This is a genomic window from Streptomyces sp. M92 (assembly GCF_028473745.1).
Taxonomy (GTDB): domain Bacteria; phylum Actinomycetota; class Actinomycetes; order Streptomycetales; family Streptomycetaceae; genus Streptomyces.
This window is the reverse complement of record NZ_CP101137.1, coordinates 4,731,502-4,756,656: the sequence shown is the minus strand read 5'-3', so window position 1 is coordinate 4,756,656 and position 25,155 is coordinate 4,731,502. Positions and strand designations below refer to the sequence as shown.

Genomic DNA, 25,155 nt, shown 5'->3' with positions numbered 1-25,155 from the left:
GCGGGAGGACGGCTAGTGCCGCTCGACCAGCAGCGCGCTGCCCTGTCCCACGCCGACGCACATCGTGGCGAGCCCGCGGCCCGCGCCGGTGCGGCGCATGCGGTGGAGCAGGGTGGTGAGGATGCGGGCGCCGGAGCAGCCGAGCGGGTGACCCAGCGCGATGGCGCCGCCGGTGGGGTTGACCAGGCCGGGGTCGACGCCGAGCTGGTCGACGCAGGCGAGGGCCTGCGCGGCGAACGCCTCGTTGAACTCGGCCGTCTCGAGGTCGTCGACGCTCCAGCCGGCGCGGGCCAGGACCCTGCGGGTGGCGGGGACCGGACCGATGCCCATGACGTCCGGGTGCACACCGGCGGAGCCGCCGGCGACGTACCGGCCCAGCGACTCCAGGCCCAGTTCGTTCAAGACCTCCTCGCTGACCAGGAGGAGGCCCGCGGCGCCGTCGTTCATCGGGGAGGCGTTGCCCGCGGTGACCGTGCCGCCGGGGCGGAAGACCGGCTTGAGGCGGCCCAGCTTCTCCAGGGAGGTGTCCTCGCGAACGCACTCGTCGGTGTCCACGACGACGCCGTCGGGGCGCTCGACGGGCAGGATCTCGTCGTCGAAGTGGCCGTTCTTCCGGGCCTCGGCGGCCAGGCGGTGGCTGCGCAGGGCGAAGTCGTCCTGCCGCTCGCGCCCGACGCCGTACCGCTCGGCGACCTCCTCGGCGGTCTCGCCCATGGCCAGCAGACCGTGCAGGTCCTTCATCGCCGGGTTGACCAGGCGCCAGCCGAGCCGGGTGTCGGCGGTCTCGACACGGTGCGGCAGGGCCTCGTCGGGGCGGGGCAGTACGAAGGGGGCGCGGCTCATCGACTCCGAGCCGCCGGCGAGCACGATGTCGGCCTCGCCCGCGGCGACGGTGCGGGCCGCGGTGGTGACCGCTTCGAGGCCGGATGCGCACAGGCGGTTCACCGTGGCGCCGGGGACGGAGTCGGGCAGCCCGGCGAGCAGGGCGGCCATGCGGGCGACGTTGCGGTTGTCCTCGCCGGCCTGGTTGGCGGCGCCCCAGTAGACGTCGTCGACGCGGGCGGGGTCGAGGGCTGGGACGTCGGCGACCAGGCCCCGGATCACGGCGGCGGCGAGGTCGTCGGGGCGCACGGTGGACAGGGCGCCGCGGAGCTTGCCGATCGGGGTGCGGCGGGCGGCCGCGAAGTGGACGGGACGCACGGGGGACTCCTGACCGTCGCTGGGCCGCCGCGAGGCGGACCGACAGGTACGACTTAATTAGCACTGCTAGTTTTGGACTATAGACCGCCGGACGCCTCCCTGGGAAGATCCCCCGTGACCGTCACCGACGCAGCCGGAGGAGACATGACCGAGGTCCGCGAGCACGACCTGGCCGGAACGCGGGGACGGCTCACCGCCCGAGAGTGGCCCGCCGGACGACCCGCGTACGTGGCCCTGCTGGTCCACGGCTACGGCGAGCACACCGGCCGCTACGGGGAAGTGGCCGGCGTACTGACGCGGCACGGGGCGGCCGTGTACGGCGTCGACCACCTCGGCCACGGTCGCTCGGACGGGGAACGGGTGCTGATCGAGGACTTCGAGGACGTGGTCACCGACGTGCGCACCCTGGCGGAACGGGCCCGGGCCGACCACCCGGAGCTGCCGGTGGTCATGGTCGGGCACTCGATGGGCGGCCTGATCGCCTCCCGCTACGCCCAGCGCCACCCCGGCGAGCTGACCGCGCTGGTGCTGTCCGGGCCGGTCATCGGCGACTGGGAGCTGCCGCGCACCCTGCTCGCCCTGGACGAGATCCCCGACAAGCCGATCAGCCCGTCCGCCCTCTCCCGGGACCCGGCGGTCGGCGCGGCGTACGCGGCGGACCCGCTGGTCTGGCACGGGCCGATGAAGCGGCCGACGGCCGAGGCGTTCCTACGGACCCTGGACACCGTGGCCAAGGGCGGGGACGTCGGCCCGCTGCCCGTGCTGTGGGTGCACGGCGACGACGACCGGCTGGTGCCGCTGCCCGGCAGCCGTCCCGGCGTCGAGGCGCTCGGCGGCGGCGGCCTCACCGAGCGGATCTACCCCGGCGCCCGGCACGAGCTGTTCAACGAGACGAACCGGGCCGAGGTCTTCGCGGACGTCACGCGCTTCCTGGACGGCGTGCTCGCCCGCTGAGCGGCCGGGCGGCCGAGGGGGCCGGGGGGCGCCGCAAGCTGCCCACCGGGGCGTTTGCCCCGTTGCCCGATGGGCACCCGCGCCGCGTACGCAGGCACCACGACCGACGGAGGGGCACCTCATGGCCGACGCCCTCGAACTCGACGCGCTGTGGGAAGACTTCCACCGCGTGGTGAACATGACCTCCGCGGAGCTCGCGGACTGGCTCCGGGTGCGTGACTCCGGCGAGCTGACCGAGCCGCTGCCGGACGACGCCGGGCCGCCGCTCGGGCAGCACGTGCTGGCGATCCTGCAGAAACGGCGCACGGACCTGACCGAGGACGATCTGCGCGCGATGCGCAAGGTGGTGGACACCGTGACGTCGCAGACCGACCTGGAGAACGAGCCGCAGGCCGACGACAGCCGCCTCAGGCACCGCCTCATGACGGTCGGGCACGACCCCCTGAAGCCGTAGCCGTGGGCCGGGACCAGGAACGCGTCGTACGGGAACTGGTCGACGCGCACGGGCAGACGTACGCGGAGGAGGCGGGAATCTCGCTGAAGGACACCCCGCAGCCGCTGTACCGGCTGCTGGTCCTCGCCCACCTGCTCAGCGCCCGCATCCGCGGCTCGGTCGCCGTGGCCACCGCCCGCGCCCTCCAGGAAGCCGGGCTGAGCGACCCCCGCCGCATGGCCGGCGCCGACTGGCAGGAACGGGTGGACGCGCTCGGCCGGGGCGGCTACCGGCGTTACGACGAGCGCACCGCCACGCAGCTCGGCGAGGCCGCGGAACTGCTGACCGAGCGGTGGGGCGGGGACCTGCGCCGACTGCGGGAGGAGGCGGACGGCGAGGTCCGCGAGGCGCGACGGCTGCTCCAGGAGTTCCCCGGGGTGGGACCGACCGGCGCGGACATCTTCCTGCGCGAGGCCCAGCGGGTCTGGCCCGAGGCGGCGCCCTACCTGGACCGCAAGGCCCTTCAGGGCGCGGAGCGCCTGGGGCTGCCGAAGGACCCCGACCGGCTGCTGGACCTGGCCGGCGAGACGGAACCCGCGGTCCTCGCGGCGGCGCTGGTGCGGGCCTCGGTGGACAAGGACGTCGCCGAGGACACCCTCGACCGCGTCGGCTGACCGGCCGGCGCCGGGTCACCCGAACACCCGCGTGCGCTGGTGGCACGACGGGGGCGGTGATGCCCTGAGGACACCGTGCAACGTCCCAGGAGGCACCCGCGATGAGCCGTCGTCCCGTCCCCCCTCTCCGTCTCGTGGCCTCCGCCCTCGCGGTGGGCGCACTGCTCACCACCGCGGCCTGCTCGGACGGCGGCGGTGGTTCGACGGCGGCCGCGGACACCGCCGCCGAGCAGGCCCGCGCCGCCGAGGAGGACGTGGCGAAGCAGCCCCCGACCAACTCCCGCAACCCCTCCCCCAGCGCCTCCCCCTCCACCCTCACGGAGTCCGGTGCCAAGGCGGCGCTGCTCACCGAGGCCGATCTGGAGGGCGACTGGAACCAGGTCGCCGACGCCGAGAAGTGGCGCGAGACCCTGCTCGTCGGCGAGGTCGACGTCTCCGACTTCCTCACCGCCAGGACCGACGCCGCCGAGTGCCAGCGGCTACTCGACCGCCTCTACAGCCAGGACCTGCTGGGCAAGCCGTCGGGCGCTTCGGCGCTCACCGGCTTCGAACAGGGCGACTCCCGGCTGCTGGAGCAGGTCGCCGCGTACGACCGGGCGGCCCTGGACGACGCCCTGAAGTGGATGGACTCCCTGCCGGTCGACTGCGACCAGTTCACGGCGACCGGCGAGACGGGTGAGAAGCGCACCGTCCAGGTGACCGAGGCCTCGGTGCCCGACCTGGGCGACGCACGCGAGGGGCTGCACGTGACCGTGCGGGGTCCCGCCGCCGGCAACCCGGCCACGCTCACCCTCGACATCGCCGCCGTACGCGTCGGCGGTTCCGCCCTCACCGTCACGGGCGGCGGCCTGGACGGCGGCGAGCTCTCCTACGTCGAGCAGGGCGCGCGCCAGGGCACCGAGCGGCTGAAGACCGTCCTGGACGGCGGGACGCCGTCCCCGCAACCCACCGACCTGGACTGACCCGCGAGCACTTACGGCATCTGCGGCGAAACCCGGACAGGGTGATCACCGGACGGCACAATGGTGCGCGGCGGACGGCGCACGCGCGAAGGAGCCGAGACGTGATCGATGGCGGCCCCGTTCCCGGCGGGCGTCCGGGTGAGGTCGAGCGGGCCACCGCGCTGAGCGCGGAGCTGACCGGGCAGGACGTGCACGGGGTGGTGCTGGCGTACGTCGACACGGCGGGCATCGGCCGGGTGAAGACCGTGCCCACCGCGAAGCTCGCCGCGGCCGCGGCCTGGGGCGTCGGCATGTCCCCGGTGTTCGACACGTTCCTGGCGAACGACGCGATCGTCACCACGGACGTCCTCGGCTCCCCCGACGGCGACCTGCGCCTCCACCCCGACCTCGACCGGCTGACCGTACTGTCCGCGCAGCCCGGCTGGGCGTGGGCGCCGGTCGACCGGATCACACAGGAGGGCGAGCCGCACCCGGCCTGCGGACGCACCGTGCTGCGCCGGATCGTCGCCGAGGCCGCCCGGTCGTACGGGCTCTCGTTCAAGGCCGCCGTCGAGATCGAGTGGGCCGTGGGCCGGGGTGACACACCCGGTGACGACTTCGTCCCGGCGGTGTCCGGACCGGCGTACGGCGCCGTCCGGCAGGTCGAGCTGAGCGACTGCGCCGCCGACCTGCTGGCGGCGCTCGCGGCGCAGGGCGTGGACGTGGAGCAGCTGCATCCCGAGTACGCGGCGGGGCAGTTCGAGGTCTCGGTCGGTGCCCTCGACCCGGTGGCGGCGGCCGACCGCAGCGTGCTGGTGCGGCAGACGATCCGGGCCGTGTCCCGGCGGCACGGGCTGCGGGTCTCCTTCGCCCCGGCGGTCCTCGGCCAGGGCGGCGGCAACGGCGGGCACCTCCACCTCTCCGCCTGGCGCGACGGGCGGAACCTGCACGCGGGCGGTCCGGGCCGGTACGGGATGACGGCCGAGGCCGAGTCCTTCGTGGCCGGGGTGCTGGACCATCTCCCGGCGCTGACCGCGATGACCGCGCCGAGCCCGGCCAGTCACCTGCGGCTGCGTCCCTCGCAGTGGGCGGGGGTGTTCACCGCCTGGGGCCGGGAGACCCGCGAGGCCGCCCTGCGGGTCGTCACCGGCACCACCGGCGTGCGTGACCGGGCGGCGAACCTGGAGGTCAAACCGGTCGACCTGGCCGCCAACCCCTACCTCGCGCTCGCCTCGGTGATCGCCGCCGGGCTGGACGGGCTCGCGTCGTCCACGCCGCTGCCCGAGGAGACCAGGGGCGACCCGGCCCGGCTCGACGCCGCCGACGCCGCGGCCCGGGGGGTGCGCCGGCTGCCGGTGTCCCTGGCGGAGTCGGTCGGGGCGTTCCGCGCGGACGGTGTGCTCCGGGCCGCGCTGGGGCCCGTCCTGGCCGACGCCGTGATCGCGGTGCGACGGGGGGAGATCGACGCGGTCGACGGGCTCGACGACGACCGGGTGGCGGCGGCCTACCGCTGGATGTACTGACGTGGCGGCCGGCCCCGTGGAGGAGCGGCTCGCCGTGCTGGAACTGGTCGACCACCACTGCCACGGCGCGGTCACCCACGACCTGGACCGGGCGGGCTTCGAGTCCCTGCTCACCGAGGGCGAGGCGTGGCCCGGCGTCTCCCCCTTCGACAGCCCCGTCGGCCTGGCCGTCCGCCGCCACTGCGCTCCCCTGCTGGACCTGCCGCGCCACGCGCCCGCCGACGTGTACCTGGCCCGGCGGGCCGAACTGGGCGCCGAGGAGGTCAACCGGCGGTTCCTGCGCGCGGCGGGCACCGGGGTGTTCTGCTTGGACACCGGGTTCGCCCCGGACCCGGTGACGACACCGGAGGAACTGGCCGGTGCCGCGGGCGCGGTGGCGTACGAGGTGGTGCGGCTGGAGTGCGTCGCGGAGGCGGTGGCGGCCCGGGGCGTCGAACCGGACGCGTACGCGGCGGCGTTCCGGGCGGCGGCCTGGGAGGCGGTACGGCGGCCGGGCGTGGTGGGTGTCAAGTCGGTGGCGGCCTACCGCACCGGCTTCGACCTGGACCCGGCGTGTCCCTCGCCGGCGGAGGTCACCGAGGCCGCCCGGCACTGGCTGGCCCGCGGCGGCCGGCTCGACGACCCGGTGCTCGTACGGCACCTGCTGTGGACCGCGGTCGACCTCGGGCGCCCTCTGCAACTGCACACCGGGTTCGGCGACAGCGACATCCGCATGCACCGCGTGGACCCCACCCACCTGACCGACTGGCTGCACCTGACCGCCGGCACGATCCCGGTCCTGCTGCTGCACTGCTGGCCCTACCAGCGCCAGGCGGCCTATCTGTCGGCGGTCTTCGAACGGGTCCACGTCGACGTGGGCCTCACCCTGCACCACGTCGGTCCCGCCCGGGCGGGCGCGATCCTCGCGGAGGCGCTGGAGATCACACCGTTCCGCAAGCTGCTGTACAGCTCCGACGCCTACGGGGTGGCCGAATTCCACCACCTGGGGGCGCTGGCCTTCCGGCGAGGGCTGGGCAGGCTGCTCGGGGAGCGGGTGGCCGCCGACGAGATGGCCCTGCCGGACGCGCTGCGCATCGCCCGCTGGGCGGGGCGCGACAACGCGCGCCGGGTCTACGGGCTGCCGGGCGGCCCGCGCGAAGAAGCACCGGACGACGAGGCTCCGGGCGGAAAGGCTCCGGGCGACGAGGCCCCGGACGACGGCTGAGCGGCGTGGCGCCCATCACAGTCCCGGAGCGCCGCCCGGGAAGCAGGAACGGCTGAAAGTATGATCAAGCGATGTCTGACATGACCGAGACCACGCCGGGCTGGCTGACGACCGACGAACTGGAGATGGCACGCGCCCGCATGCCGATCCTGTACGTCGAGGCGGTGCCCGTGCGCGTCGACGACAGCGGCGAAGTCACCAGCGTGGGCCTGCTCCTGCGCATCGGCCCCGACGGGACGGTCAGCCGGACGCTGGTCTCCGGGCGGGTCCTGCACCACGAGCGGGTCCGGGACGCCCTGCTGCGTCACCTGGAGAAGGACCTCGGCCCGGTGGCGCTGCCGCGGGTGCCCGCCTCGCTCCAGCCGTTCACGGTGGCCGAATACTTCCCCACGCACGGGGTGACGCCGTACCACGACCCCCGGCAGCACGCCGTGTCCCTTGCCTACGTCGTGCCCGTCGCCGGCGACTGCCGGCCCCGGCAGGACGCGCTGGACCTGGTCTGGTTCGATCCGCGCGAGGCGCTGTCCGAGGCGGTGCAGAGCGAGATGCCGGGCGGGCACGGGGTGCTGCTGAAGCAGGCGCTGGCGCACGCGGGCTGCGTGGTCTGAACGGCTGCGGCGGGGCTACTCCCCTCGCTGCTCCCCGTCGCTCAACTGCGGGTCCAGGTCGTCCCGGAGCAGGCCCCGGGACCCGGTCTGGCCGGTGCGGTAGGCGGATCGGGCCACCAGGTGGGAGGCGACCGGGCTGGTGAGGAACTGGAAGAAGACGATGAGCGCGAGGGTGCCCATGTCGATGCTGTGCCGCAGCCGCAGCGTCACCCCGGCGAGGACGAGGAGGATGCCGAGCGTCTGCGGTTTGGTGGCGGCGTGGCTGCGGGAGAGCACGTCGGGGAGGCGGAGCATCCCGATCACTCCGAGCAGGCACTGCAGGCAGCCGAGGAAGAGCAGTACGACCCCGATCAGGTCGGCGGCCTCGGTCCAGGCGTTCACCGGTGGTCCTCCGTGCCGTCCGCCCGCCGCGTTGGCCGGTCGCGTACGGCGATGAACCGGGCGATGCCCACCGAGCCCGTGAAGCCGAGGAAGGCGAGCACCAGCATCACCGGGAAGTAGAAGGAGTCGCCGTCGTGGGCGGCCTTGACGGCGATGCCGGCGATGATGAGCGCCGCCGCCACGTCCAGCGCGACCGCGCGGTCCAGCATCGACGGGCCGTACCAGATGCGGTACAGCAGCAGGGCGCCCGCGACGAGGATCATCACCAGCGAGGCGACCAGCACGGCCTCCTCGACGTCGTGCAGGGTGGTCACGGCGAAGGGTTCCCTTCCGGTACGGGACGGGCGGCGCGGGCGATGTCCTCGACGGTGCCGAAGGCGCGGGCGACGAGTGCCTCCACGCGCCACACCTGCCGCCGGGCCCGCTCGATCTCGCCGGGGTCGTCGGCGTCGAGGACGTGCAGGAACAGGGTGGCCGTCGACCGGCGCACCTCGATCACGGAGCCGCCCGGCACGTTCGAGACGGCGACGGTGGTGGCGGTGAGCATGAGGTCGCTGCGCACCCGCAGCGGCACGGCGACGACCGCGGCGCGGTAGGGGCCCTTGGCGAAGATCTGCCGGGTGACCGCGACGCTGGAGGCGAACATGTCGTACAGCAGGTAGGCCGCGAGCCGCAGGATGCCCAGCGGGCGCAGCCGCAGGCCGAGGTCGACGGCCGGCAGCGGGAAGGCCAGGCACAGGGACACCGCGACGATGACGCCGTTGACGAGGTTGGCCCAGGACAGGGTGCCCCACAGCAGGATCCAGATGACCGTGAGCCAGGCGACGAGCGGCAGGTCGAGGATGCGTCTGCCGCCGCCGATGCGGAACGACCAGCTGTAGGGGGAACGGTCCCGCCAGAGGTCGCTCATCGGCCGAGCACCGCCTCGATGTAGGGGGTGCGGGCGAGCAGTTCGGCGGCGGCTGCGTCGGTGAAGGTGGTCAGGGGACCGCCGAGCACGGTGTAGAGCAGGCCGAGGGCGACGGCGGCGCCGGTCGCCACCAGCATCGGCCAGGGCAGCCGCTTGGTGGTGGTGATGGACTGCCCCAGGAATCCGGCGGAGACCACGGCTCCCGCCGGTACCGGCAGGCTCCGCCCGGCCCCGGTCGCCCTCGCCTCCTCGTCCTCGCCGTTGTCGCCGTTGTCGTCGTTGTTGTCGTCGCCCGGATCGTCCTCGGCGGACTCCAGCACCCTGCCCTCGCCCTCGGTCCCCGGCGGCGCGTCGCGCCAGAAGGCGAGGTTCCAGACCTTCGCCATCACGTAGAGGGTGAGCAGGCTGGTGGCGGCGGACGCGGCGACCAGCGCCCAGGCCCAGCCGCCGCCGTCGTCGACGCCCGCCCGCATCAGGCCGAGCTTGCCGATGAACCCGGAGAGCGGCGGGATGCCCCCGAGGTTCATGGCGGGCACGAAGAACAGCACGGCGAGCAGTGGCGCGGACTTGGCCAGGCCGCCGAGCCGGGTGAGTTCCGTGGTGCCGTCGCGCCGTTCGACGAGCCCGGCGACGAGGAAGAGGGTGGTCTGCACGGTGATGTGGTGGGCCACGTACACGATCGCGCCGCTGATCGAGCCCCGCCCGGCGAGCGCGATGCCGAACACCATGTAGCCGATGTGGCTGATGAGGGTGAAGGACAGCACCCGTTTCAGGTCGGTCTGGGCGACCGCGCCGAGGATGCCGACGACCATGGAGGCGAGGGCGGCGAGCATCAGCACGTCGCCGAGGCGGTGGCCGGGGAAGAGCAGGGTCTGGGTGCGCAGCATCGAGTACACGCCGACCTTGGTCAGCAGACCGGCGAAGACCGCGGTGACCGGCGCGGGGGCGGTCGGGTAGGAGTCGGGCAGCCAGGCCGCGAGCGGGAACACCGCCGCCTTGATGGCGAAGACCGTCAGCAGCATGGCCTCCAGCAGGGTGCGCGCCCCGGCCGGCACCTCCTGCAGCCGTCCCGCGAGCTGGGCGAAGTTCACGGTCCCCGCGACCGAGTACGTCATGGCGATCGCGACGAGGAAGAGCACCGAGGAGAACAGCGAGATGATCACGTACGTCGACCCGGCGCGGATGCGGGTCGCGGTGCCGCCGATGGTGAGCAGGACGAAGCTCGCGACGAGCATGATCTCGAAGCTGACGTAGAGGTTGACGAGGTCCCCGGCGAGGAAGGTGCAGGAGACGCCGGCCACGAGGATGAGGTAGGCGGGGTGGAAGACGCCGACCGGTGTCTGGTCGTCGCGGTCGGCCATGCCCTGGCCGAGCGAGTACAGGTTGACGAGCAGGGTGACGGCGCTGGACACGGTGAGCATCAGGCCCGCGAGCCGGTCGGCGACGAGGGTGATGCCGATGGGCGGCGCGAAGTCGCCGAGGTGCACGCTGAGCGGGCCGTGGCGGTCGGCGGCCACCATGAGGATCACGGAGAGCACGAGGACCGCGGCGAGCACGGCGAGGGTGATGAAGCGCTGGAACCGCTGGAGCCGGGGTCCGATGGCCAGCTTCAGGCCGGTGACGCACAGGGGCAGCAGGACGGGGAGGGGGACGAGCGCGTTCACCTGGTTCCTTCCGTGCCGGCGCCCCCGGGGTCGTCGGGCTGGTCGGGCGGTGGGTGGCCGGAGTCCTCGCCGGGGTGGGAGTCGGGCTCGCGTCCGGACTCCTCGGGGTCGTTGGACGGCCCGGCGACGCGGGCGGGCGCGGGTCCCGGGCGGCCCGTCGCGTCGGTGGAGCCCAGTTCCCGGCCCTCGCGGTAGTCCTCGGGGTCGGCACCGAGGATGTCGTTCCAGATGTTGCCGGAGACGTCGTTGGCGCGGGCCTGGTAGGCGCGTTCCTCGCGGACCCGGCGGCGCAGCCGTCTGCGCGCGGCGCGGTAGCGGGCGCCCAGTTCGGGGTCGGTGCCGGGTTCGGCACGGGCCTCGCGGTAGCGGTCGCGCAGTTCGCCGCGCCGGTCGAGGAACTCGGCGCGCAGGGCGACCAGCCGGTCCTCGGTGTCGTCGCTGATCTCGTCGGAGCCGGTGACCTGGTGGCTGCGGTAGGCCATGGCGAGCAGGAACGCGGTGGTGGCGAGGGTGATGACGATCGCGGTGAGGGCGATGGCCTGGGGCAGCGGGTCGGTGACCCGGTTGCGGATGACCTGCGGGTAGAGCAGCGGCGGGGCACCCGCACTGCCGGTCGAGCTGAGGACCAGCAGGTTGACGCCGTTGCCGAGGACCACCGCGCCGAGCAGGATCCGGGTCAGGGACCGGGTCAGCAGCAGGCTGCCGCCGGCTGCGCAGAGGACGGCGGCGGCCACCAGGAGGGAGAGGCTCACGGTCATGCGGGGCCCGCCTCCCCGCGCGGGGCCGGCCGTCCGGCGGCGGCCCGTTCGATCTGCCGGTCGATGCGGGCGCCGAGGGCCCGCACGATGTCGAGGACCACGCCGAGGACGAGGAGGTAGACGCCGCAGTCGAAGAGGACGGCGGTGGACAGGTGCGCGTCGCCCCACACGGGCAGGTGTCCGTGCCAGGTCCAGCCGTGCAGCACCGTGCCCTCGGCGAGCCCGCCCAGCGCGACCCCGGTGGACAGGAACATGCCGAGGCCGGTGAACAGGCCCGGCTTGGCGGGCACGGCGTCGGCGAGTTCGTGCCGTCCGCCCGCGAGGTAGCGGGCGATGAAGGCGACACCGGCGGTCAGGCCCCCGACGAAGCCGCCGCCCGGCAGGTTCTCCGCGCACATCAGCAGGTACACGGAGAGGACGAGGATCGGGTGGAAGATGAGGCGCGCGACCGCTTCCAGGACGACGGAGCGGCGCTCCGGGGCGAGGGTGGAACTGGCCGCGAGCCAGGTCCGCTCCGGCGCGCCCTCGTCGCCGCTGGGCAGGCCCGCCGATTCGTACGACGTCGCCCGCCAGGCGGTGCGCAGGGCGGCGTGCGGGTGGTCCCCGGGCAGCGGCAGTACGGGCTGCTCGGCGGCGTCGGTGCGGCGGTGCAGGTAGATGAGGCTCGTGACGCCGATCGCGGCGGCGACGAGCACCGCTGACTCCCCCATCGTGTCCCAGGCCCGCAGGTCGACGAGGATCGTCGCGACGACGTCCTTCAGGCCGTGGTCGGCGGTCTCCTCGACCATCGCCGCCCCGGCGCTGTCGGCCCGGCGGTGCCCCGCCATGATCCAGACGACGAAGGCGACGGCGGCACCGCCCACGAGCGCCACCGGCATCCGCAGGGCGCGCCGGGCCCGGCTGTAGGTCTCCTCGAAGTGCACCGGCATCCGGCGCAGCACCAGCACGAAGACGATCATCGAGACGGTCTCCACGCAGAACTGGGTCAGCGCGAGGTCGGGCGCGCCCTGCGCGACGAAGAGCAGCGCGGTGCCGTACCCGGTGAGGCCGGCGAACACCACGGCCTTCATCCGGCGCCGCACGCCCAGGCACAGCAGGGCGGCGGCGCAGGTCAGCAGCGCGACACCGGCCTGGGCCGGGTGGTCCCACAGCCGGGGGGCTGGCACCGAGGTCCAGGGTTCGTCCACGATCAGGACGGCGAGCTGTCCGGCGAGGACCACGCTCATCGTCGTCACCAGGTACACCGACAGCGAGCCGCGCTGCACGAAGCCGGTGGTCTGCAGGGCGGTGCGTTCCAGGGCGAGCAGCAGCCGTCCGAAGTTGCGGTCGGCGGAGCGCCAGGCCAGGAGGTGGCCGATCCGCTGGACGGGGCCCGCGGCGAGGAAGAGCAGCACCCCGCCCGCCCAGGAAGCGCAGGACAGGCCGAGGGCGAGGCCCGCCCCGTGCCACAGCGCCAGGTGGTACGGGTGTGCGGGCGCCGGGAACTGCTCGGCGTAGGTGCCGAGGAGCCCTTGGAGCCAGGGCACGCCGGGTCCGAGGACGAGGCAGGCCAGGGCGAGTACGGCGGGCGGGGCGAGGAAGGCCGGTGACACGGTGTGCGCCTCGGTGTCCGGGACGCCGGGCTTGCGGGCGAAGGCGCCCCACAGGTGCCGCAGGGTGTAGGCGGTGGTCAGGGCCGAGCCGACGACGGTCATGGCGAGCGCCCAGCGGTCGGCGGCGTCGCCGTCCAGGAGGGACTGGAACGCGGCTTCCTTCGCGGTGAAGCCGAGCAGCGGCGGAACGGCGGCCATGGACAGCCCGGCGACGACGGCGACGGCGCACACGGCGGGCAGCCGGCGCCCCAGCCCGGAGAGCTTTCGCAGGTCACGGGTGCCGGTGGCGTGGTCGACGATCCCGGTGACGAGGAAGAGCGGGGCCTTGAACAGGGCGTGGGCGAGGATCATGGCGGTGGCGGCGACGGCGGTGTCATGGCGGCCCGCGCCCGCGAGGACGGTGAGGAAGCCGAGCTGGCTGACCGTGCCGTAGGCGAGGACGAGTTTCAGGTCGTTGAGGCGCAGCGCCCGCCAGCCGCCCAGCAGCATCGTCGCGGAGCCCAGGACGAGCAGCAGCGGCCGCCAGGGCGTGACCTCCGCGAGGGCGGGGGCGAGCCGGGCGATGAGGTAGACGCCGGCCTTGACCATGGCGGCGGCGTGCAGATAGGCGCTGACCGGGGTGGGCGCCGCCATGGCGTTGGGCAGCCACAGGCTGAACGGCCAGATCGCGGACTTGGAGAGGGCGCCGACGAGGATCAGCACGACCGCCGTGGACAGCGCCGCCGACGCGGGCGGCGGGTCGGCGAGGATCGCCGAGATCCGGTAGGTGCCGGCCTCGTGACCCAGGATCAGGAAGCCGACGAGCATGGTCAGTCCGCCGAGGGTGGTGACCGTCAGGGCCTGCAGGGCGCTGCGCCGGTTCCGCTTGTGGTCGCTGGTCTGGCCGATCAGCAGGTAGGAGAAGACGGTGGTCAGTTCCCAGAAGATGTAGAGCAGGATCAGGTCGTCGGCGAGGACCAGACCGAGCATCGCCCCGGCGAAGGCGAGGAGGTTCCCGGCGAACCTGCCGAGCTGCCGCGACCGGTCGTCGAAGTAGGAGACGCAGTAGACCAGGACGAGGGTGCCCACGCCCGCGGCGAGCAGCACCATGAGCTCGGCCAGGGCGTCCAGCCGCAGCGCCCAGTCCACCCGGTAGGCGGGCAGCCAGGCCCACTCGGCGGTGTCGGCGCCGCCCGCGGCCGTGGTGCTCCACCGGGTGGCCGCCCAGAGGACCGTCGCGGCGGGCGGCAGGGCCAGCAGGAGGAAGACACGGGTCCCGCACCATCTCACCAGCGGCGCGGCGAACAGCGCGAGCGCGAAGTGGCAGAGAATGAGCACGGACACCCGACAGTGATATATCGGGCATCTCGCCTGAGCGTCCAGGCACGCCGCAGGGAGAACAATCGAGGGGCGGTTCCGGATCTCTCCGGAACCGCCCCTCGTTCAAACGACTGTCTCCAGTCGGGACGACAGGATTTGAACCTGCGACCCCTTGACCCCCAGTCAAGTGCGCTACCAAGCTGCGCCACGTCCCGTTGCCCGCCTGACCTGGGGTTTCCCCCGGCCGAACGCGCAGGAAAACCATACCGCACTCGGGCCGGTGGTCGCGCATCGCTTTTCCGGGGACCGGAACCGGCCGGTCAGCGCTTCTCCGCGCGGGACGGCTCGGGCGCCCCCGCCGTCCGCTCCGAGGCGGCCGCGGTGGCGTCGACCCGCACCAGTCCGCGGACCGCCGGTATCAGCAGCAGGGCGGCGCACACCCCGAAGCTGGTCACGCCGGCGACGAGGAGCACGTGGTCGGCGCCGAGGGCCGCGGCGGCCGGGCCGGCGAGGGCCTGCCCGACGGGCATCATCGCCAGCGAGCCCGCGACGTCGTAGGCGTGGATGCGGTTGAGGACGTCCGGCGGGACCTGGGTCTGCACGCTGGTCGCCCACATCACGCCCCAGAAGGACATCCCGGCCCCGGCGACGGCGGCGCCGGCCGCCATGGCCGGCACGCCGAGCCCGGCGCCGACGCTCGCGGGGAACGCGGCGAAGCCGACGAGGGCGATCGCGCCGGCGCGGAGCATCCGGCGGGGCCGCAGCCGCAGCGCGAGGAGACCGCCGACCACGGTGCCGGCGCCCAGGGCGGAGTTGACCAGGCCGTAGGCGCGCGGTCCGTGTTCCCGCACCACCTCGGTCGCCACCAGGGGGACGGTCGGCCCCCAGACGGCGATCATGTAGACGCACCAGACGGCGATGACGCCCCACAGCCACCGGCGGGCACGGAACTCCCGCCATCCCTCGACCAGGTCGGCACGGAACGCCTTGGAGCCGCGGCCGGCCACGGCCCGGCGGCCCGGCGCGAGCGGGGGCAGCCGGAGCAGCAGCAGGCACAGGGCGCTGATCGCGTACGTGGTGGCGTGGGCGGCGAAGACACCGCCGGGCGAGGCGAAGCCGACCAGGAGGCCGGCGACGGCGGGCCCGGCCAGCTGGGCGGCGGACTCGGCGACGCGTATCGCGCCGTTCGCGTTCTGGACGTCGGAGGCGAGCCGGGGCACGGTGCTGGCGACACCGGGCTGGAAGACGGCGCCCGCGACGCCGTTGACGAACCCGATGGCGCAGATCTGCCAGAGCACGACGTGGCCGGAGAAGAAGAGGGCGGCGGCCAGGGCCTGGGTACCGAGCCGCACCAGGTCGGCGCCGATCATCAGCTTGCGGGTGCTGAAGCGGTCGGCGAGGACTCCTCCGAAGACGACCAGGCCGGCGAAGGCGGCGGCCGTCGCGGCCATGGCGAGGCCGACCGCACCCGCCCCGTACCCGTGCTGGAGCAGGCCCGCGGCGAGCGCGACCGGGAGCATGGTGTCCCCGAGCCGGGCGATCGCCCGGGCGGTGAAGAACAGCGCGAAGTCCCGCGACCAGACGGCCCGCGCCGCCTTTCCGTCTGCCGCCCGCTCCTGCCCGGTCTGCGACGACCCACTGGTCATCCCGCGCCATCCCCTCCCCGGCCGGCTCCGCCGGCGTCCGCCCCGTGCGGCCTCCGCCCGTCCCCACGTCTCGTGCTCCTGACAGCCGGAGCCCCCCTCCGGCCCCGGCTGCCACGCGTGTCCTCGGATCATGCCACGGGGCACTGACAACGCCCGAGGGATTTTCAGCCCCCGGACCCCCCGGACGGCAGCCCCAGCCGGGGATGGGCCTCCAGCAGCCGGGTCGGCGCCGCCTGGCGCCAGGAGTCGGCGAGGATGTCGCGCAGCTCCTCCTCACCCTCCAGCGCCCCGAGGCGGGCCCGCACCCACGCGAACTGCGCCTCGTGACCGGCGATCCAGAACTTGTCCGGCTCGGCCAGCACCAGTTCGTCGCGCTCCTCCTTGGGGCAGCGCACTGCGATGGAGGTCTCGTCCTCGGGCAGCGTGGCGAACATCTTCCCCGCCACCCGGAAGGTGGGCATGCTCCAGGCGGTCTTCTCCGTCGTGTCCGGCAGGGACAGGGCGATACGGCGTACGTCTTCTGCGTCCGGCATGTCAGGCACCGTAGCCGCCGGCACTGACAATCACCCGGCGACGGAGGAGACGCCGACCTGCTTGAAGTACAGGGTCGTCGGCCGCAGCCCGCCGCCCGGGCCGGCGGCGTAGTCGGGGATCGTCCCGGCCCGGGTCCAGCCCGCCGAGCGGTAGAGGTGTTCGGCGGGGCTGCCGCTCTCGGTGTCCAGGTGGAGGAGGGTGAGGCCGGCCGCCGCTGCCGCCTCCTCGGCGGTGGTCAGGAGGGCGCGGCCCACTCCCCTGCCGCGGGCCTCGCGGGACACCATGAGTTTGACCAGCTCCGCGCGGTGGCGGCCGTTGGGCATGTCCGGCAGCGCGAGGCTCACGGTCCCGGCCACCCGCCCGCCCTCCCGCGCCACCCACACGGCGAGCCGGCCGGCGGCCACCGCGGCGGCCCGCCCGCGCCACCACGCGGCGGCCTCCTCGTGGCCCAGCGGTGCGAGGAAACCGACGGAGGCGCCGCCGGCGACCGTGTCCGCCAGCAGACCGGCCAGCCCGTCCAGCCGCGCCGTCAGTCCGTGCTCGTCGACCCGGCTCACCCTCACGGCAGCACCACCGCCAGCGCGTAGCGCACGTGCGCGGGACCGGCGCACCGGAACCGCGTCGGCCCCCACACCCGCATCCGCAGGCAGTCCCCGGTGGCGAGGTGGTGCGCGACGTCCTGCGCCGTGATCTCCAGGGCACCGTCCAGGACCCAGACGTGCTGTTCGAGGCCGGGTACGGGCGGACGGTCGTAGGCGATGTCGGCGCCCGCGGCGAGGCGGCCCTCGACGAGTTCACCGCGCAGTCCGGCGTTCGGCGGGGACACCGAGCGGCGTACGAACCCGGCCGGCCGGTCCTCCCACACCGGCTGTTCGGCGGCCCGCACCAGCAGCGCGGGTTCCGCCTCGACCTCGCTGAGGAGCCGGGACATGGTCCGTCCGTAGACCGCGCACAGCCGGTTGAGGAAGGAGGCGGTGGGGCTGGTCTCGGCCCGTTCGGTCCTCGACAGCGTGGACCGGCTCAGCCCGGTGCGCTCCGCCAGCTCCTCCAGGGACCAGCCGCGCTCGGTGCGCAGTTCGGCCAGCCGCGCGGCGAGGCGGGCGTCCACGGAATCGACGTCGTCTCTCATGTCCGGGAAGCTATCCCGCGGATGAGACGTCCGCGTTACGGAAGTCTCACGCCCGCGCCGCCTCGCCGAGCGCGTCCAGTACCGGGCGGATCAGCGGGTGCTCCTCGGCGCCCCGGCGTACGGCGGCGAAGACGCGGCGGGTGGGCGCGACGCCGTCGACGGGGCGGACGACGACGCCGGTGAGGTCGGTGCCGTGCAGCGCCGAGCGCGGGACGAGCGCCACGCCGACGTCTGCGGCGGCCAGGGACACCACCGCGCGGAAGTCGTCCGAGGAGTGCTCCATACGGGGCTGGAAGCCGGCGTTCTCGCAGGCCAGGACCACGACGTCATGGCACGGGTTGCCCGGGTAGGGGCCGATCCAGGCGTCCTTGGCCAGCTCGGCGAGCGGGACCTCGGCGGCGTCGGCGAGCCGGTGGGCGACCGGGACGACCGCGTCGAAGGGCTCGGCGTAGAGGGGGACGTGGGTCAGGCGGGGGTCGTCGGCGGGCGGCGCTCCCCGGTACTCGACGGCGACCGCCACGTCGACCTGCCGGTCCAGGACCATCGGCAGGCTGGCGTCGCCCTCCGCGTCCTGGACCCGGATGCGGATGCCGGGCGCCGACTCGGCGAGGCGGGCCAGCGCGGGCGCGACGACCAGGGCGATGCCGGTGGCGAAGGAGGCGACCGTGACCGTGCCCGCCTGTCCGGAGCTGTACGCGGCGAGCTCGGCCTCGGCGCGCTCCAGCTGGGCGAGGACGGCGTTGGTGTGGCTGAGCAGGATCTCCCCGGCCGGGGTCAGCCGTACGCCCTTGGCACCGCGCTCGACCAGACGGTGCCCGGTCTCCTGCTCCAGGGCGGCGAGCTGCTGGGAGACCGCCGAGGGGGTGAGGTAGAGCGCGGCGGCGGCCGCCGTCACGGTGCGGTGGTCCGCCACCGCCCGGAGGATGTGCAGCCGCCGCGCTTCGATCACGGGATCGATTCTCTCACCGGTGCGTACGGGTCACGCACGCGTCAGGCGTCCAGCTCCGCCCGCGCCGCCACGAAGGCGTCCACCGCGCGGTTCACGTCCTCGGTGGAGTGGGCGGCGGACAGCTGCACGCGGATGCGGGCCTGGCCCTGCGGGACGACCGGGTAGGAGAAGCCGATCACGTACACGCCGCGCTCCAGCAGCAGCTCGGCCAGCCGGCCCGCCCTCGACGCGTCGCCGATCATCACCGGCGCGATGGCGTGGTCGCCGGGGAGGATCTCGAAGCCCTCCTCGGTCATCCGGCGGCGGAACAGGGCGGTGTTCTCGGCGAGCCGCACGCGCAGGTCGTCGGCCGACTCCAGCAGGTCGAGCACCTTGAGGGAGGCGGCGGCGATCACCGGGGCGAGGGTGTTGGAGAAGAGGTACGGGCGGGAGCGCTGGCGCAGCAGGGCGACGATCTCCGCGCGGGCGGCGACGTAGCCGCCGGATGCGCCGCCGAGGGCCTTGCCCAGGGTGCCGGTGATGATGTCGACGCGGTCCATGACGCCGTGCAGCTCGGGGGTGCCGCGTCCGCCGGGGCCGACGAAGCCGACGGCGTGCGAGTCGTCGACCATCACCATGGCGTCGTAGCGGTCGGCCAGGTCGCAGATCTCGGCGAGCGGGGCGACGTAGCCGTCCATGGAGAAGACGCCGTCGGTGACGATCAACTTGCGGCGGGCGTCGCCGGCGGCCTTGAGCTGGGTCTCCAGGTCGGCCAGGTCGCGGTTGGCGTACCGGAAGCGCTTGGCCTTGGACAGGCGGATGCCGTCGATGATCGAGGCGTGGTTGAGGGCGTCGGAGATCACCGCGTCCTCGGGGCCGAGGAGGGTCTCGAAGACGCCGCCGTTGGCGTCGAAGCAGGAGGAGTAGAGGATCGTGTCCTCCTGGCCGAGGAACGCGGAGAGCCGGGCCTCCAGCTCCTTGTGGACCTCCTGGGTGCCGCAGATGAAGCGCACGGAGGCCATGCCGTAGCCCCAGCGGTCCAGCGCCTCGTGGGCGGCGGCGACGACCTCGGGGTGGTCGGCGAGCCCGAGGTAGTTGTTGGCGCAGAAGTTGAGGACCTCGCCGGGGCGGCCGCCGGCGGTGACGTTCACGGTCGCGGACTGCGGGGTGCCGATGACGCGCTCGGGCTTGTGCAGGCCGGCGGCGCGGATCTCGTCGAGGGTGGCGCGCAGGTCGTCGCGCACGGAGTCGAACATCTTGGAAGCTCCTAGGAATACGTACGTCGGACGCGGTGTCTCACGCGGTCCAGTCGAGGATGACCTTGCCGCCCTTGCCACTGGCGGCGTCGGCGAAGGCGGCCTCGAAGTCGCGGTGGCTGTAGCGGCCGGTGATGACGGGGGCGAGGTCGAGGCCGCCTTCGAGCAGCACCGACATGGCGTACCAGGTCTCGAACATCTCGCGGCCGTAGATGCCCTTGAGAGTGATCATCGAGGTGACGATCCGGGCCCAGTCGACGGGGAACTCCTCGGCGGGCAGGCCGAGCATCGCGATCCGGCCGCCGTGCGTCATGTTGGCGATCATGTCGCGCAGCGCCTCGGGGCGGCCGGACATCTCCAGGCCGATGTCGAAGCCCTCGCGCAGGCCCAGTTCGCGCTGTCCGTCGGCGACGGACGCCTTGGAGACGTCGAGGGCGAGGCTCACGCCGACCTTCAGGGCGAGGTCCAGGCGCTCCTGGCTCACGTCGGTGATCATGACGTTGCGGGCGCCGGCGTGCCGGGCGACGGCGGCGGCCATCAGGCCGATCGGTCCGGCGCCGGTGATGAGGACGTCCTCGCCGACCAGCGGGAAGGACAGGGCGGTGTGCACGGCGTTGCCGAACGGGTCGAAGATCGCGGCGACGTCGAGGTCGACGGGGACGCGGTGCACCCACACGTTGGACGCGGGCAGGGCGACGTACTCGGCGAACGCCCCGTCCCGGCCGACGCCGAGGCCGACGGTGGCGCGGCACAGGTGGCGCCGTCCGGCCAGGCAGTTGCGGCACTTGCCGCAGACGAGGTGGCCCTCGCCGCTGACGCGGTCGCCGGTCTTGATGTCGGTGACGTCGCGGCCGGTGTCGACGACCTCGCCGACGAACTCGTGGCCGACGACGAGCGGGGTGCGGATGGCCTGCTGCGCCCAGCCGTCCCAGGCCCGGATGTGCAGGTCGGTGCCGCAGATGCCGGTGCGCAGCACCTTGATGAGTACGTCACCGGGTCCGACGGCGGGCTCGGGCACGTCCGCGAGCCACAGCCCGGGCTCCGCCTTCTCCTTGACCAGCGCCTTCAACGCTACGGCTCCTGACGGGGGTGAGGTCCCGGCGCCGGGCACGCCGAAGCCGCCCGCGTCCGGGATGGGGAGGGGAATCGCACAGCAATCTGCCGTACGAGACCGCCCCGGGTCCATCGAGCCTTTCTTAAGCCCGACCGCAGCTTTCCTTCACGCCGCCCGCCCCAGGCGTCCGGTTGCCCTGCGATTCACAGCGGCAGCCCGTCCTCCGCGCTGCGTTCGATGCGTCGCACCAGGTCGGCCGCCGTCGACTTGATCGTGGCCAGGCCCGTCGTTCCCCAGGTGCGGGGCCGCACGTCGGACGCGGACACCGTGCCCAGCACCGTCCCCGTGCTGTCGATGAGCGGGGCCCCGAGGTAGGAGCGGATGCCGAACGCGTCGACCACCGGGTTGCCCGCGAAGCGCGGGTAGTCGCGCACGTCCTCCAGGACCAGCGCCTTGCGCCGGACCACGACGTGCGGGCAGAAGCCGTGGTCGCGGGGCTGGACGCGGCCGAACTCGGGGCTGGTGCCGTCGTCGCGCGTCACCGGCGGTATCTCGGGCACTCGCAGGCCCGCGAAGAACTGCCCGCCCTCGACCAGGAAGTTGACCATCGCGTACGGCGCCTCGGCGAGACCGGCGAGGTGGGCCGCGAACGTGTCGAGGGCCGGGTCCGGGCGTTCCACCAGGCCGAGTCGTCGCAGCCGTCGCACCCGGGCTGGCGCCTCCCGGTCCTCGGGGGTGAGCAGCAGGCGTCCGACCGGGCGCGGCGGGTCATAGCTCATGGGCGGGCTCCGGCCCCGTACCCCGTCGTGGAGGCCGGGGTGTGGTCGATGAGGTGGCGTACGAGGGTGAGCAGGGTCTGTACGCCGGAGCTGGAGATCCGGGCGTCACAGCGCACGATGGGGATCTCGGGGTGGAGGTCCATGGCGGCACGCACTTCCTCGGGGTCGTAGCGGTGGGCGCCGTCGAACTCGTTGACCGCGACGATGAAGCCGAGTCCGCGCTCCTCGAAGAAGTCGACGGCGGCGAAGGACTCGTCGAGCCGCCGGGTGTCGGCGATGATCACGGCACCGAGCGCGCCCTCGCACAGTTCGTCCCACATGAACCAGAAGCGTTCCTGGCCGGGCGTTCCGAACAGGTACAGCACGTGTTCCGGGTCGAGGGTGATGCGGCCGAAGTCCATGGCCACGGTCGTCTCGAGTTTGTTCTCGATTCCGTCGAGGTTGTCGGTGGCGGCGCTGACCGTGGTGAGCAGTTCCTCCGTGCTCAGCGGCGCGATCTCGCTGACCGCGCCGACGAAGGTCGTCTTGCCCACGCCGAACCCGCCCGCCACCAGGATCTTCAGCGCGGTCGGGAAGGGATCGGTGGTGTCGTGGCCGGATCCCGGTCCGGATCCGCGGCCGTAGTCAGAGCTGTCGTCGTAGTCCATCGAGCACTGCCTCCAGAAGGGCCCGGTCCGTTGGGTCGTGGTGGAACGCGGCGGGGGGTTTGGTGGTCAGCGCGCCGCAGTCCACGAGGTCCGACAGCAGCACCTTGGTGACTGCCACCGGAAGCCGCAGGTGAGCGGCGAGCTCGGCGACCGGGAGGGGCGCCCGGCACAGGTCGAGTGCCTGCGCGTGCTCCGGACCGAGGTAGCCGAGGGGGGTCGCCCCCGTGGCCATCACCTGGGACATCAGGTCGAGCGCGACGGTCGGCCGGGTACGGCCGTTGCTCACGGTGAAGGGGCGCACCAGCCGTCCGGCCGCGTCGTCGAGCCAGGGCCCGTCGCCGGCCGCGGCCACCCTCAAGGCCTCATCGCCGGTGGTTCGACGGCGTACTGCCGGGGAGCGGTGACGAGGTAGGGGCGGACGCTCTTGACCAGCATCGCCATCTCGTAGCCGAGGACGGCCGCGTCGGCCTCGCGGTCGGCGAGTACGGCGAGGCAGGTGCCGGAACCGGCGGTGGTGACGAACAGCAGGGTCGAGTCGAGTTCGACGACGACCTGCCGTACGTCGCCGCCGTCGCCGAAGCGGACGCCGGCGCTGCGGCCGAGGGAGTACAGGCCGGAGGCCAGGGCGGCCATGTGGTCGGCGCTGTCCGCGTCGAGGCCGTGGACGGACTTGACCAGTCCGTCGGCGGACAGGAGCACCGCGCTGGTCGTGTGCGGTACGCGCTGGACGAGGCCGCTCATCAGCCAGTCGAGGTCGGACACTTGGCCGGTCGGCGCATCGCTCGCCATGGTGGATCGACTCCTTGGGGTACGAAGGTCTGCGGGAGCGCTGGTCGTGGGAGTGGGGGTGGGGGTGATCGTGGTCGTGGTCGTGGGGGAGGTCGCCGTCATCCGGCGGGGTCCCTGCGGGTGGGTTCCATCGGTGCCGGGGCCATCGGCGCCGAGTCCGTCGGTGCCGGGTCCGTGGGGCCCGGCTCCGTGCGGGGTGGTTCGGCGGAGACCGGACTGAGAGGGGTCGGCTCGGCGGGGACCGGCTCCCTGCGCTGCTGGGCCTCCGCGAGGCCGATGCCTCGTTGGAAGGCCGCCATCAGGCCGGGGTCGTGACCGGCGTGCTGCTCGGGTTCCTGGCGCGGTGCGGGGCCGCCGCGCAGCTGCGGGGCGATGTGCTCCTGGGCGCGGCGCCGGGGCAGTTGGGGCTTGCCCATGGTGCCGCGCACCGCGCTGTGGCGCGGGACGGGCGGGGTGGCCGCGTGCTCGGCGATCACGCCCCGGTCGGCCGGCCGGACTCCGGGCACGGCGGCGGCCGGCGTGGGCCGGTCCTCGCGGGCGCCGCGCACGGGCAGCGGCGCCGGCTCGCCCCTGCCCGCCCGAGGAGCAGCGGGCGGTGCGACGGAGGCGGACGCGGGACCGGGAACTTGACCAGGACCGGGACCGGGAACTGATACGGCCGAACCGGGCGCGGAGAGACCGGGCGCGGTGGGAGCCGGTCCCGTGGCGGCGGGCACGACGGGCCAGGGAACGACGGAACCGGGGCCGTCGGCCGGAGCCGGTGGCACCGCGGGGGTCGCCGACCGCGGCTGCCGCGGGGGCGGCGGCACCGCCTGCGTCCCGGCGTCCTGCTCCGACCGGGCCGTCCCGCCGGACAGCATGCCCGGCTCCGCTCCCAAGAGGGCCTGCGGCACGACCAGTACGGCCTGGACACCACCGTAGATGTTGGTCTGCAGGCGGACGGTGATGCCGTGCCGCTTGGCGAGCTGGGAGACGACGAACAGCCCGATGCGGCCGTCCGCGAGGAGGCGGGCGACGTTGACCTGGTCGGGGTCGGCGAGCAGGGCGTTCATCCGGCTCTGCTCCGCGACGGGCATGCCGAGCCCGCGGTCCTCGACCTCCACGGCGAGCCCGGAGGTGACGAGGTTGGCCCGCATCAGCACCTGGGTCTGCGGGGCGGAGAACAGCGTGGCGTTCTCGACGAGTTCGGCCAGCAGGTGGATGACGTCGGCGACGGCGTGGCCGCGCAGGGTGCCGTCGATCGGGGGGACCAGCCGGACCCGTGAGTACTGCTCGACCTCGGCGATGGCCGAGCGCAGCACCTCGGTCATGTCGACGGGGTTGCTCCACTGCCGGCGGGAGACGGCACCGCCGAGCACGGCGAGGTTCTCGGCGTGGCGGCGGATGCGGGTGGCGAGGTGGTCGACGTGGAAGAGGCCCTTGAGGAGGTCCGGATCCTCGATCTCGTTCTCCAGCTCGTCCAGGATGGAGATCTCCCGGTGCACCAGGGACTGCAGGCGCCGGGCCAGGTTGACGAAGACCTCGAGCTTCTGTTCGCTGCCCGCCTGGCTGGAGAGCTGGGCGGCGCGGACGACGGCGGTGACGGCACCGTCGTGGGCGCGGGAGAGGTCGGCGGCGAGCAGCTCGAAGTCGTCGGCGTCGTCCGGCGGTCCACCGCGCGGCTTGCGCTGGGGCGGGGTCTCGCCACGGCGCAACGCCTCGACCACGGCACGCAGATCGCCCTCGCCGCGCGCGGTGCTGCGCCGCAGGGCGCCGACGCGGTCGTGCACGGAGCGGGCGGCGCGGCCGGCGGCCACGGCGGCGATGGCGACGGCCACGACGGTGACCGAGACCGCCCCGGCGAGCACGCCCCACAGGACCAGGCCGGGCCGGACGCCGGTGGACCGGATGGTGAACAGGACGACCGCGCAGGCGCTGAGGGCGACCGCGACGGGCGGCAGTACGGCGAGGCGCAGGAGCTGGGGCCGTATGTGGGTCTCGGTCAGTGCGGGGGCGGTACGGGAGGCCGGCCGGCCGTGCCGCCCGCCCTCGCGGCGGTCTGCTCGCGCGGCCGGGGCGCGGAGGTGAGACATCGGGGTCCTCGTACTGGTCCGTTGGTCCGTCGGGCCTGGGATGCGCGCGTCGGACGGACGCCACGCGGACAGGCGACCTACGCCGCCCGACGGACACTGACAGTAGTCGCCCGAACGGCATGCGCGATGGGCAGTTGCCAAAGTCCCTCGGACAACGTCCCGCTCTGGTATGAGGCCTCG

The 25,155-nt window shown here is 73.8% G+C and carries 26 protein-coding genes and 1 tRNA gene; 7 read left to right on the top strand and 20 right to left on the bottom strand.

Features of this window, described 5'->3' with window-relative positions; all coding sequences use genetic code 11:
- Positions 1 to 12: 12 nt before the first annotated feature.
- A complete protein-coding gene (locus M6G08_RS21310) occupies positions 13 to 1,200 on the bottom strand; it encodes a thiolase family protein (protein WP_272588755.1) in 1,188 nt (395 codons plus the stop codon).
- A gap of 144 nt (positions 1,201 to 1,344) precedes the next feature.
- Between M6G08_RS21310 and M6G08_RS21305 the strand changes: the two genes are divergently transcribed.
- The 7 genes from M6G08_RS21305 (at position 1,345) to M6G08_RS21275 (ending at position 7,537) form a co-directional block, all read left to right on the top strand.
- On the top strand, positions 1,345 to 2,154 hold the full coding sequence (locus M6G08_RS21305) for an alpha/beta hydrolase (RefSeq protein WP_272588754.1): 810 nt from the start codon (positions 1,345 to 1,347) through the stop codon (positions 2,152 to 2,154).
- 121 nt (positions 2,155 to 2,275) lie between these two features.
- Positions 2,276 to 2,608: a DUF3140 domain-containing protein gene (locus M6G08_RS21300; protein WP_272588753.1), complete on the top strand. Its 333-nt coding sequence runs from the start codon at positions 2,276 to 2,278 to the stop codon at positions 2,606 to 2,608.
- 2 nt (positions 2,609 to 2,610) lie between these two features.
- Positions 2,611 to 3,261, top strand: coding sequence for an HhH-GDP family DNA glycosylase (locus M6G08_RS21295; RefSeq protein WP_272588752.1), 651 nt, complete (start codon positions 2,611 to 2,613; stop codon positions 3,259 to 3,261).
- A gap of 101 nt (positions 3,262 to 3,362) precedes the next feature.
- Positions 3,363 to 4,223, top strand: a complete 861-nt coding sequence (locus M6G08_RS21290; protein WP_272588751.1) for a hypothetical protein — start codon at positions 3,363 to 3,365, stop codon at positions 4,221 to 4,223.
- Between the two features lie 101 nt (positions 4,224 to 4,324).
- Complete coding sequence (locus M6G08_RS21285; RefSeq protein WP_272588750.1) at positions 4,325 to 5,725, top strand: type I glutamate--ammonia ligase; 1,401 nt, start codon at positions 4,325 to 4,327, stop codon at positions 5,723 to 5,725.
- A gap of 1 nt (position 5,726) precedes the next feature.
- Positions 5,727 to 6,929, top strand: coding sequence for an amidohydrolase family protein (locus M6G08_RS21280; protein WP_272588749.1), 1,203 nt, complete (start codon positions 5,727 to 5,729; stop codon positions 6,927 to 6,929).
- Between the two features lie 80 nt (positions 6,930 to 7,009).
- A complete protein-coding gene (locus M6G08_RS21275; RefSeq protein ID WP_217254071.1) occupies positions 7,010 to 7,537 on the top strand; it encodes an NUDIX hydrolase family protein in 528 nt (175 codons plus the stop codon).
- 15 nt (positions 7,538 to 7,552) lie between these two features.
- Here M6G08_RS21275 and mnhG read toward each other — a convergent pair whose 3' ends face one another.
- From mnhG to M6G08_RS21180, 19 genes are all read right to left on the bottom strand, one after another.
- Positions 7,553 to 7,918: a monovalent cation/H(+) antiporter subunit G gene (mnhG, locus tag M6G08_RS21270; RefSeq protein ID WP_272588748.1), complete on the bottom strand. Its 366-nt coding sequence runs from the start codon at positions 7,916 to 7,918 to the stop codon at positions 7,553 to 7,555.
- Positions 7,915 to 8,232 (bottom strand): MrpF/PhaF family protein, encoded by a 318-nt coding sequence (locus tag M6G08_RS21265; protein WP_272588747.1) that lies wholly within the window; start codon positions 8,230 to 8,232, stop codon positions 7,915 to 7,917. The genes mnhG and M6G08_RS21265 overlap by 4 nt, the downstream gene beginning before the upstream one ends.
- A complete protein-coding gene (locus M6G08_RS21260) occupies positions 8,229 to 8,828 on the bottom strand; it encodes a Na+/H+ antiporter subunit E (RefSeq protein WP_272588746.1) in 600 nt (199 codons plus the stop codon). Before M6G08_RS21260 ends, M6G08_RS21265 begins: the two co-directional genes overlap by 4 nt.
- Positions 8,825 to 10,492, bottom strand: coding sequence for a Na+/H+ antiporter subunit D (locus M6G08_RS21255; protein WP_272588745.1), 1,668 nt, complete (start codon positions 10,490 to 10,492; stop codon positions 8,825 to 8,827). The genes M6G08_RS21260 and M6G08_RS21255 overlap by 4 nt, the downstream gene beginning before the upstream one ends.
- Positions 10,489 to 11,250: a Na(+)/H(+) antiporter subunit C gene (locus M6G08_RS21250; protein WP_272588744.1), complete on the bottom strand. Its 762-nt coding sequence runs from the start codon at positions 11,248 to 11,250 to the stop codon at positions 10,489 to 10,491. The genes M6G08_RS21255 and M6G08_RS21250 overlap by 4 nt, the downstream gene beginning before the upstream one ends.
- The gene (locus M6G08_RS21245; RefSeq protein WP_272588743.1) at positions 11,247 to 14,165 is read right to left on the bottom strand and encodes a Na+/H+ antiporter subunit A; all 2,919 of its coding nucleotides are present in this window, start codon (positions 14,163 to 14,165) and stop codon (positions 11,247 to 11,249) included. Before M6G08_RS21245 ends, M6G08_RS21250 begins: the two co-directional genes overlap by 4 nt.
- Before the next feature lie 117 nt (positions 14,166 to 14,282).
- A tRNA-Pro gene (locus tag M6G08_RS21240) sits at positions 14,283 to 14,356 on the bottom strand.
- Between the two features lie 105 nt (positions 14,357 to 14,461).
- On the bottom strand, positions 14,462 to 15,787 hold the full coding sequence (locus M6G08_RS21235) for an MFS transporter (protein ID WP_272588742.1): 1,326 nt from the start codon (positions 15,785 to 15,787) through the stop codon (positions 14,462 to 14,464).
- Between the two features lie 164 nt (positions 15,788 to 15,951).
- On the bottom strand, positions 15,952 to 16,320 hold the full coding sequence (locus M6G08_RS21230) for an MmcQ/YjbR family DNA-binding protein (RefSeq protein WP_272588741.1): 369 nt from the start codon (positions 16,318 to 16,320) through the stop codon (positions 15,952 to 15,954).
- Positions 16,321 to 16,350: 30 nt separating this feature from the next.
- On the bottom strand, positions 16,351 to 16,884 hold the full coding sequence (locus M6G08_RS21225) for a GNAT family N-acetyltransferase (protein WP_272588740.1): 534 nt from the start codon (positions 16,882 to 16,884) through the stop codon (positions 16,351 to 16,353).
- A complete protein-coding gene (locus M6G08_RS21220; RefSeq protein WP_272588739.1) occupies positions 16,881 to 17,450 on the bottom strand; it encodes a helix-turn-helix domain-containing protein in 570 nt (189 codons plus the stop codon). The genes M6G08_RS21225 and M6G08_RS21220 overlap by 4 nt, the downstream gene beginning before the upstream one ends.
- A 46-nt stretch (positions 17,451 to 17,496) precedes the next feature.
- The gene (locus M6G08_RS21215; RefSeq protein ID WP_272588738.1) at positions 17,497 to 18,399 is read right to left on the bottom strand and encodes a LysR family transcriptional regulator; all 903 of its coding nucleotides are present in this window, start codon (positions 18,397 to 18,399) and stop codon (positions 17,497 to 17,499) included.
- 41 nt (positions 18,400 to 18,440) lie between these two features.
- Positions 18,441 to 19,634, bottom strand: coding sequence for a glycine C-acetyltransferase (gene kbl / locus M6G08_RS21210; protein ID WP_272588737.1), 1,194 nt, complete (start codon positions 19,632 to 19,634; stop codon positions 18,441 to 18,443).
- A 40-nt stretch (positions 19,635 to 19,674) separates the two neighbouring features.
- Positions 19,675 to 20,703, bottom strand: a complete 1,029-nt coding sequence (tdh, locus tag M6G08_RS21205; RefSeq protein WP_272588736.1) for an L-threonine 3-dehydrogenase, zinc-binding type — start codon at positions 20,701 to 20,703, stop codon at positions 19,675 to 19,677.
- A gap of 188 nt (positions 20,704 to 20,891) precedes the next feature.
- Complete coding sequence (locus tag M6G08_RS21200; RefSeq protein WP_272588735.1) at positions 20,892 to 21,467, bottom strand: GAF domain-containing protein; 576 nt, start codon at positions 21,465 to 21,467, stop codon at positions 20,892 to 20,894.
- Complete coding sequence (locus M6G08_RS21195; protein WP_272588734.1) at positions 21,464 to 22,114, bottom strand: GTP-binding protein; 651 nt, start codon at positions 22,112 to 22,114, stop codon at positions 21,464 to 21,466. The genes M6G08_RS21200 and M6G08_RS21195 overlap by 4 nt, the downstream gene beginning before the upstream one ends.
- Complete coding sequence (locus M6G08_RS21190; protein ID WP_019330485.1) at positions 22,092 to 22,466, bottom strand: DUF742 domain-containing protein; 375 nt, start codon at positions 22,464 to 22,466, stop codon at positions 22,092 to 22,094. Before M6G08_RS21190 ends, M6G08_RS21195 begins: the two co-directional genes overlap by 23 nt.
- A 2-nt stretch (positions 22,467 to 22,468) precedes the next feature.
- Entirely contained in the window at positions 22,469 to 22,903 is a 435-nt protein-coding gene (locus M6G08_RS21185; RefSeq protein WP_217253603.1) for a roadblock/LC7 domain-containing protein, read from the bottom strand.
- A gap of 98 nt (positions 22,904 to 23,001) precedes the next feature.
- On the bottom strand, positions 23,002 to 24,975 hold the full coding sequence (locus M6G08_RS21180; RefSeq protein WP_272588733.1) for a sensor histidine kinase: 1,974 nt from the start codon (positions 24,973 to 24,975) through the stop codon (positions 23,002 to 23,004).
- Positions 24,976 to 25,155: the final 180 nt, after the last annotated feature.

Excerpts from the sequence above, each read along its gene's own strand:
- M6G08_RS21305 (WP_272588754.1), top strand. The coding sequence starts at position 1,345 with ATGACCGAGGTCCGCGAGCACGACCTGGCCGGAACGCGGGGACGGCTC.
- M6G08_RS21300 (WP_272588753.1), top strand. The coding sequence starts at position 2,276 with ATGGCCGACGCCCTCGAACTCGACGCGCTGTGGGAAGACTTCCACCGC.
- M6G08_RS21290 (WP_272588751.1), top strand. The coding sequence starts at position 3,363 with ATGAGCCGTCGTCCCGTCCCCCCTCTCCGTCTCGTGGCCTCCGCCCTC.
- M6G08_RS21275 (WP_217254071.1), top strand. The coding sequence starts at position 7,010 with ATGACCGAGACCACGCCGGGCTGGCTGACGACCGACGAACTGGAGATG.
- M6G08_RS21260 (WP_272588746.1), bottom strand. The coding sequence starts at position 8,828 with ATGAGCGACCTCTGGCGGGACCGTTCCCCCTACAGCTGGTCGTTCCGC.
- M6G08_RS21250 (WP_272588744.1), bottom strand. The coding sequence starts at position 11,250 with ATGACCGTGAGCCTCTCCCTCCTGGTGGCCGCCGCCGTCCTCTGCGCA.
- M6G08_RS21235 (WP_272588742.1), bottom strand. The coding sequence starts at position 15,787 with ATGACCAGTGGGTCGTCGCAGACCGGGCAGGAGCGGGCGGCAGACGGA.
- M6G08_RS21230 (WP_272588741.1), bottom strand. The coding sequence starts at position 16,320 with ATGCCGGACGCAGAAGACGTACGCCGTATCGCCCTGTCCCTGCCGGAC.
- M6G08_RS21220 (WP_272588739.1), bottom strand. The coding sequence starts at position 17,450 with ATGAGAGACGACGTCGATTCCGTGGACGCCCGCCTCGCCGCGCGGCTG.
- kbl (WP_272588737.1), bottom strand. The coding sequence starts at position 19,634 with ATGTTCGACTCCGTGCGCGACGACCTGCGCGCCACCCTCGACGAGATC.
- M6G08_RS21200 (WP_272588735.1), bottom strand. The coding sequence starts at position 21,467 with ATGAGCTATGACCCGCCGCGCCCGGTCGGACGCCTGCTGCTCACCCCC.
- M6G08_RS21195 (WP_272588734.1), bottom strand. The coding sequence starts at position 22,114 with ATGGACTACGACGACAGCTCTGACTACGGCCGCGGATCCGGACCGGGA.
- M6G08_RS21185 (WP_217253603.1), bottom strand. The coding sequence starts at position 22,903 with ATGGCGAGCGATGCGCCGACCGGCCAAGTGTCCGACCTCGACTGGCTG.
- M6G08_RS21180 (WP_272588733.1), bottom strand. The coding sequence starts at position 24,975 with ATGTCTCACCTCCGCGCCCCGGCCGCGCGAGCAGACCGCCGCGAGGGC.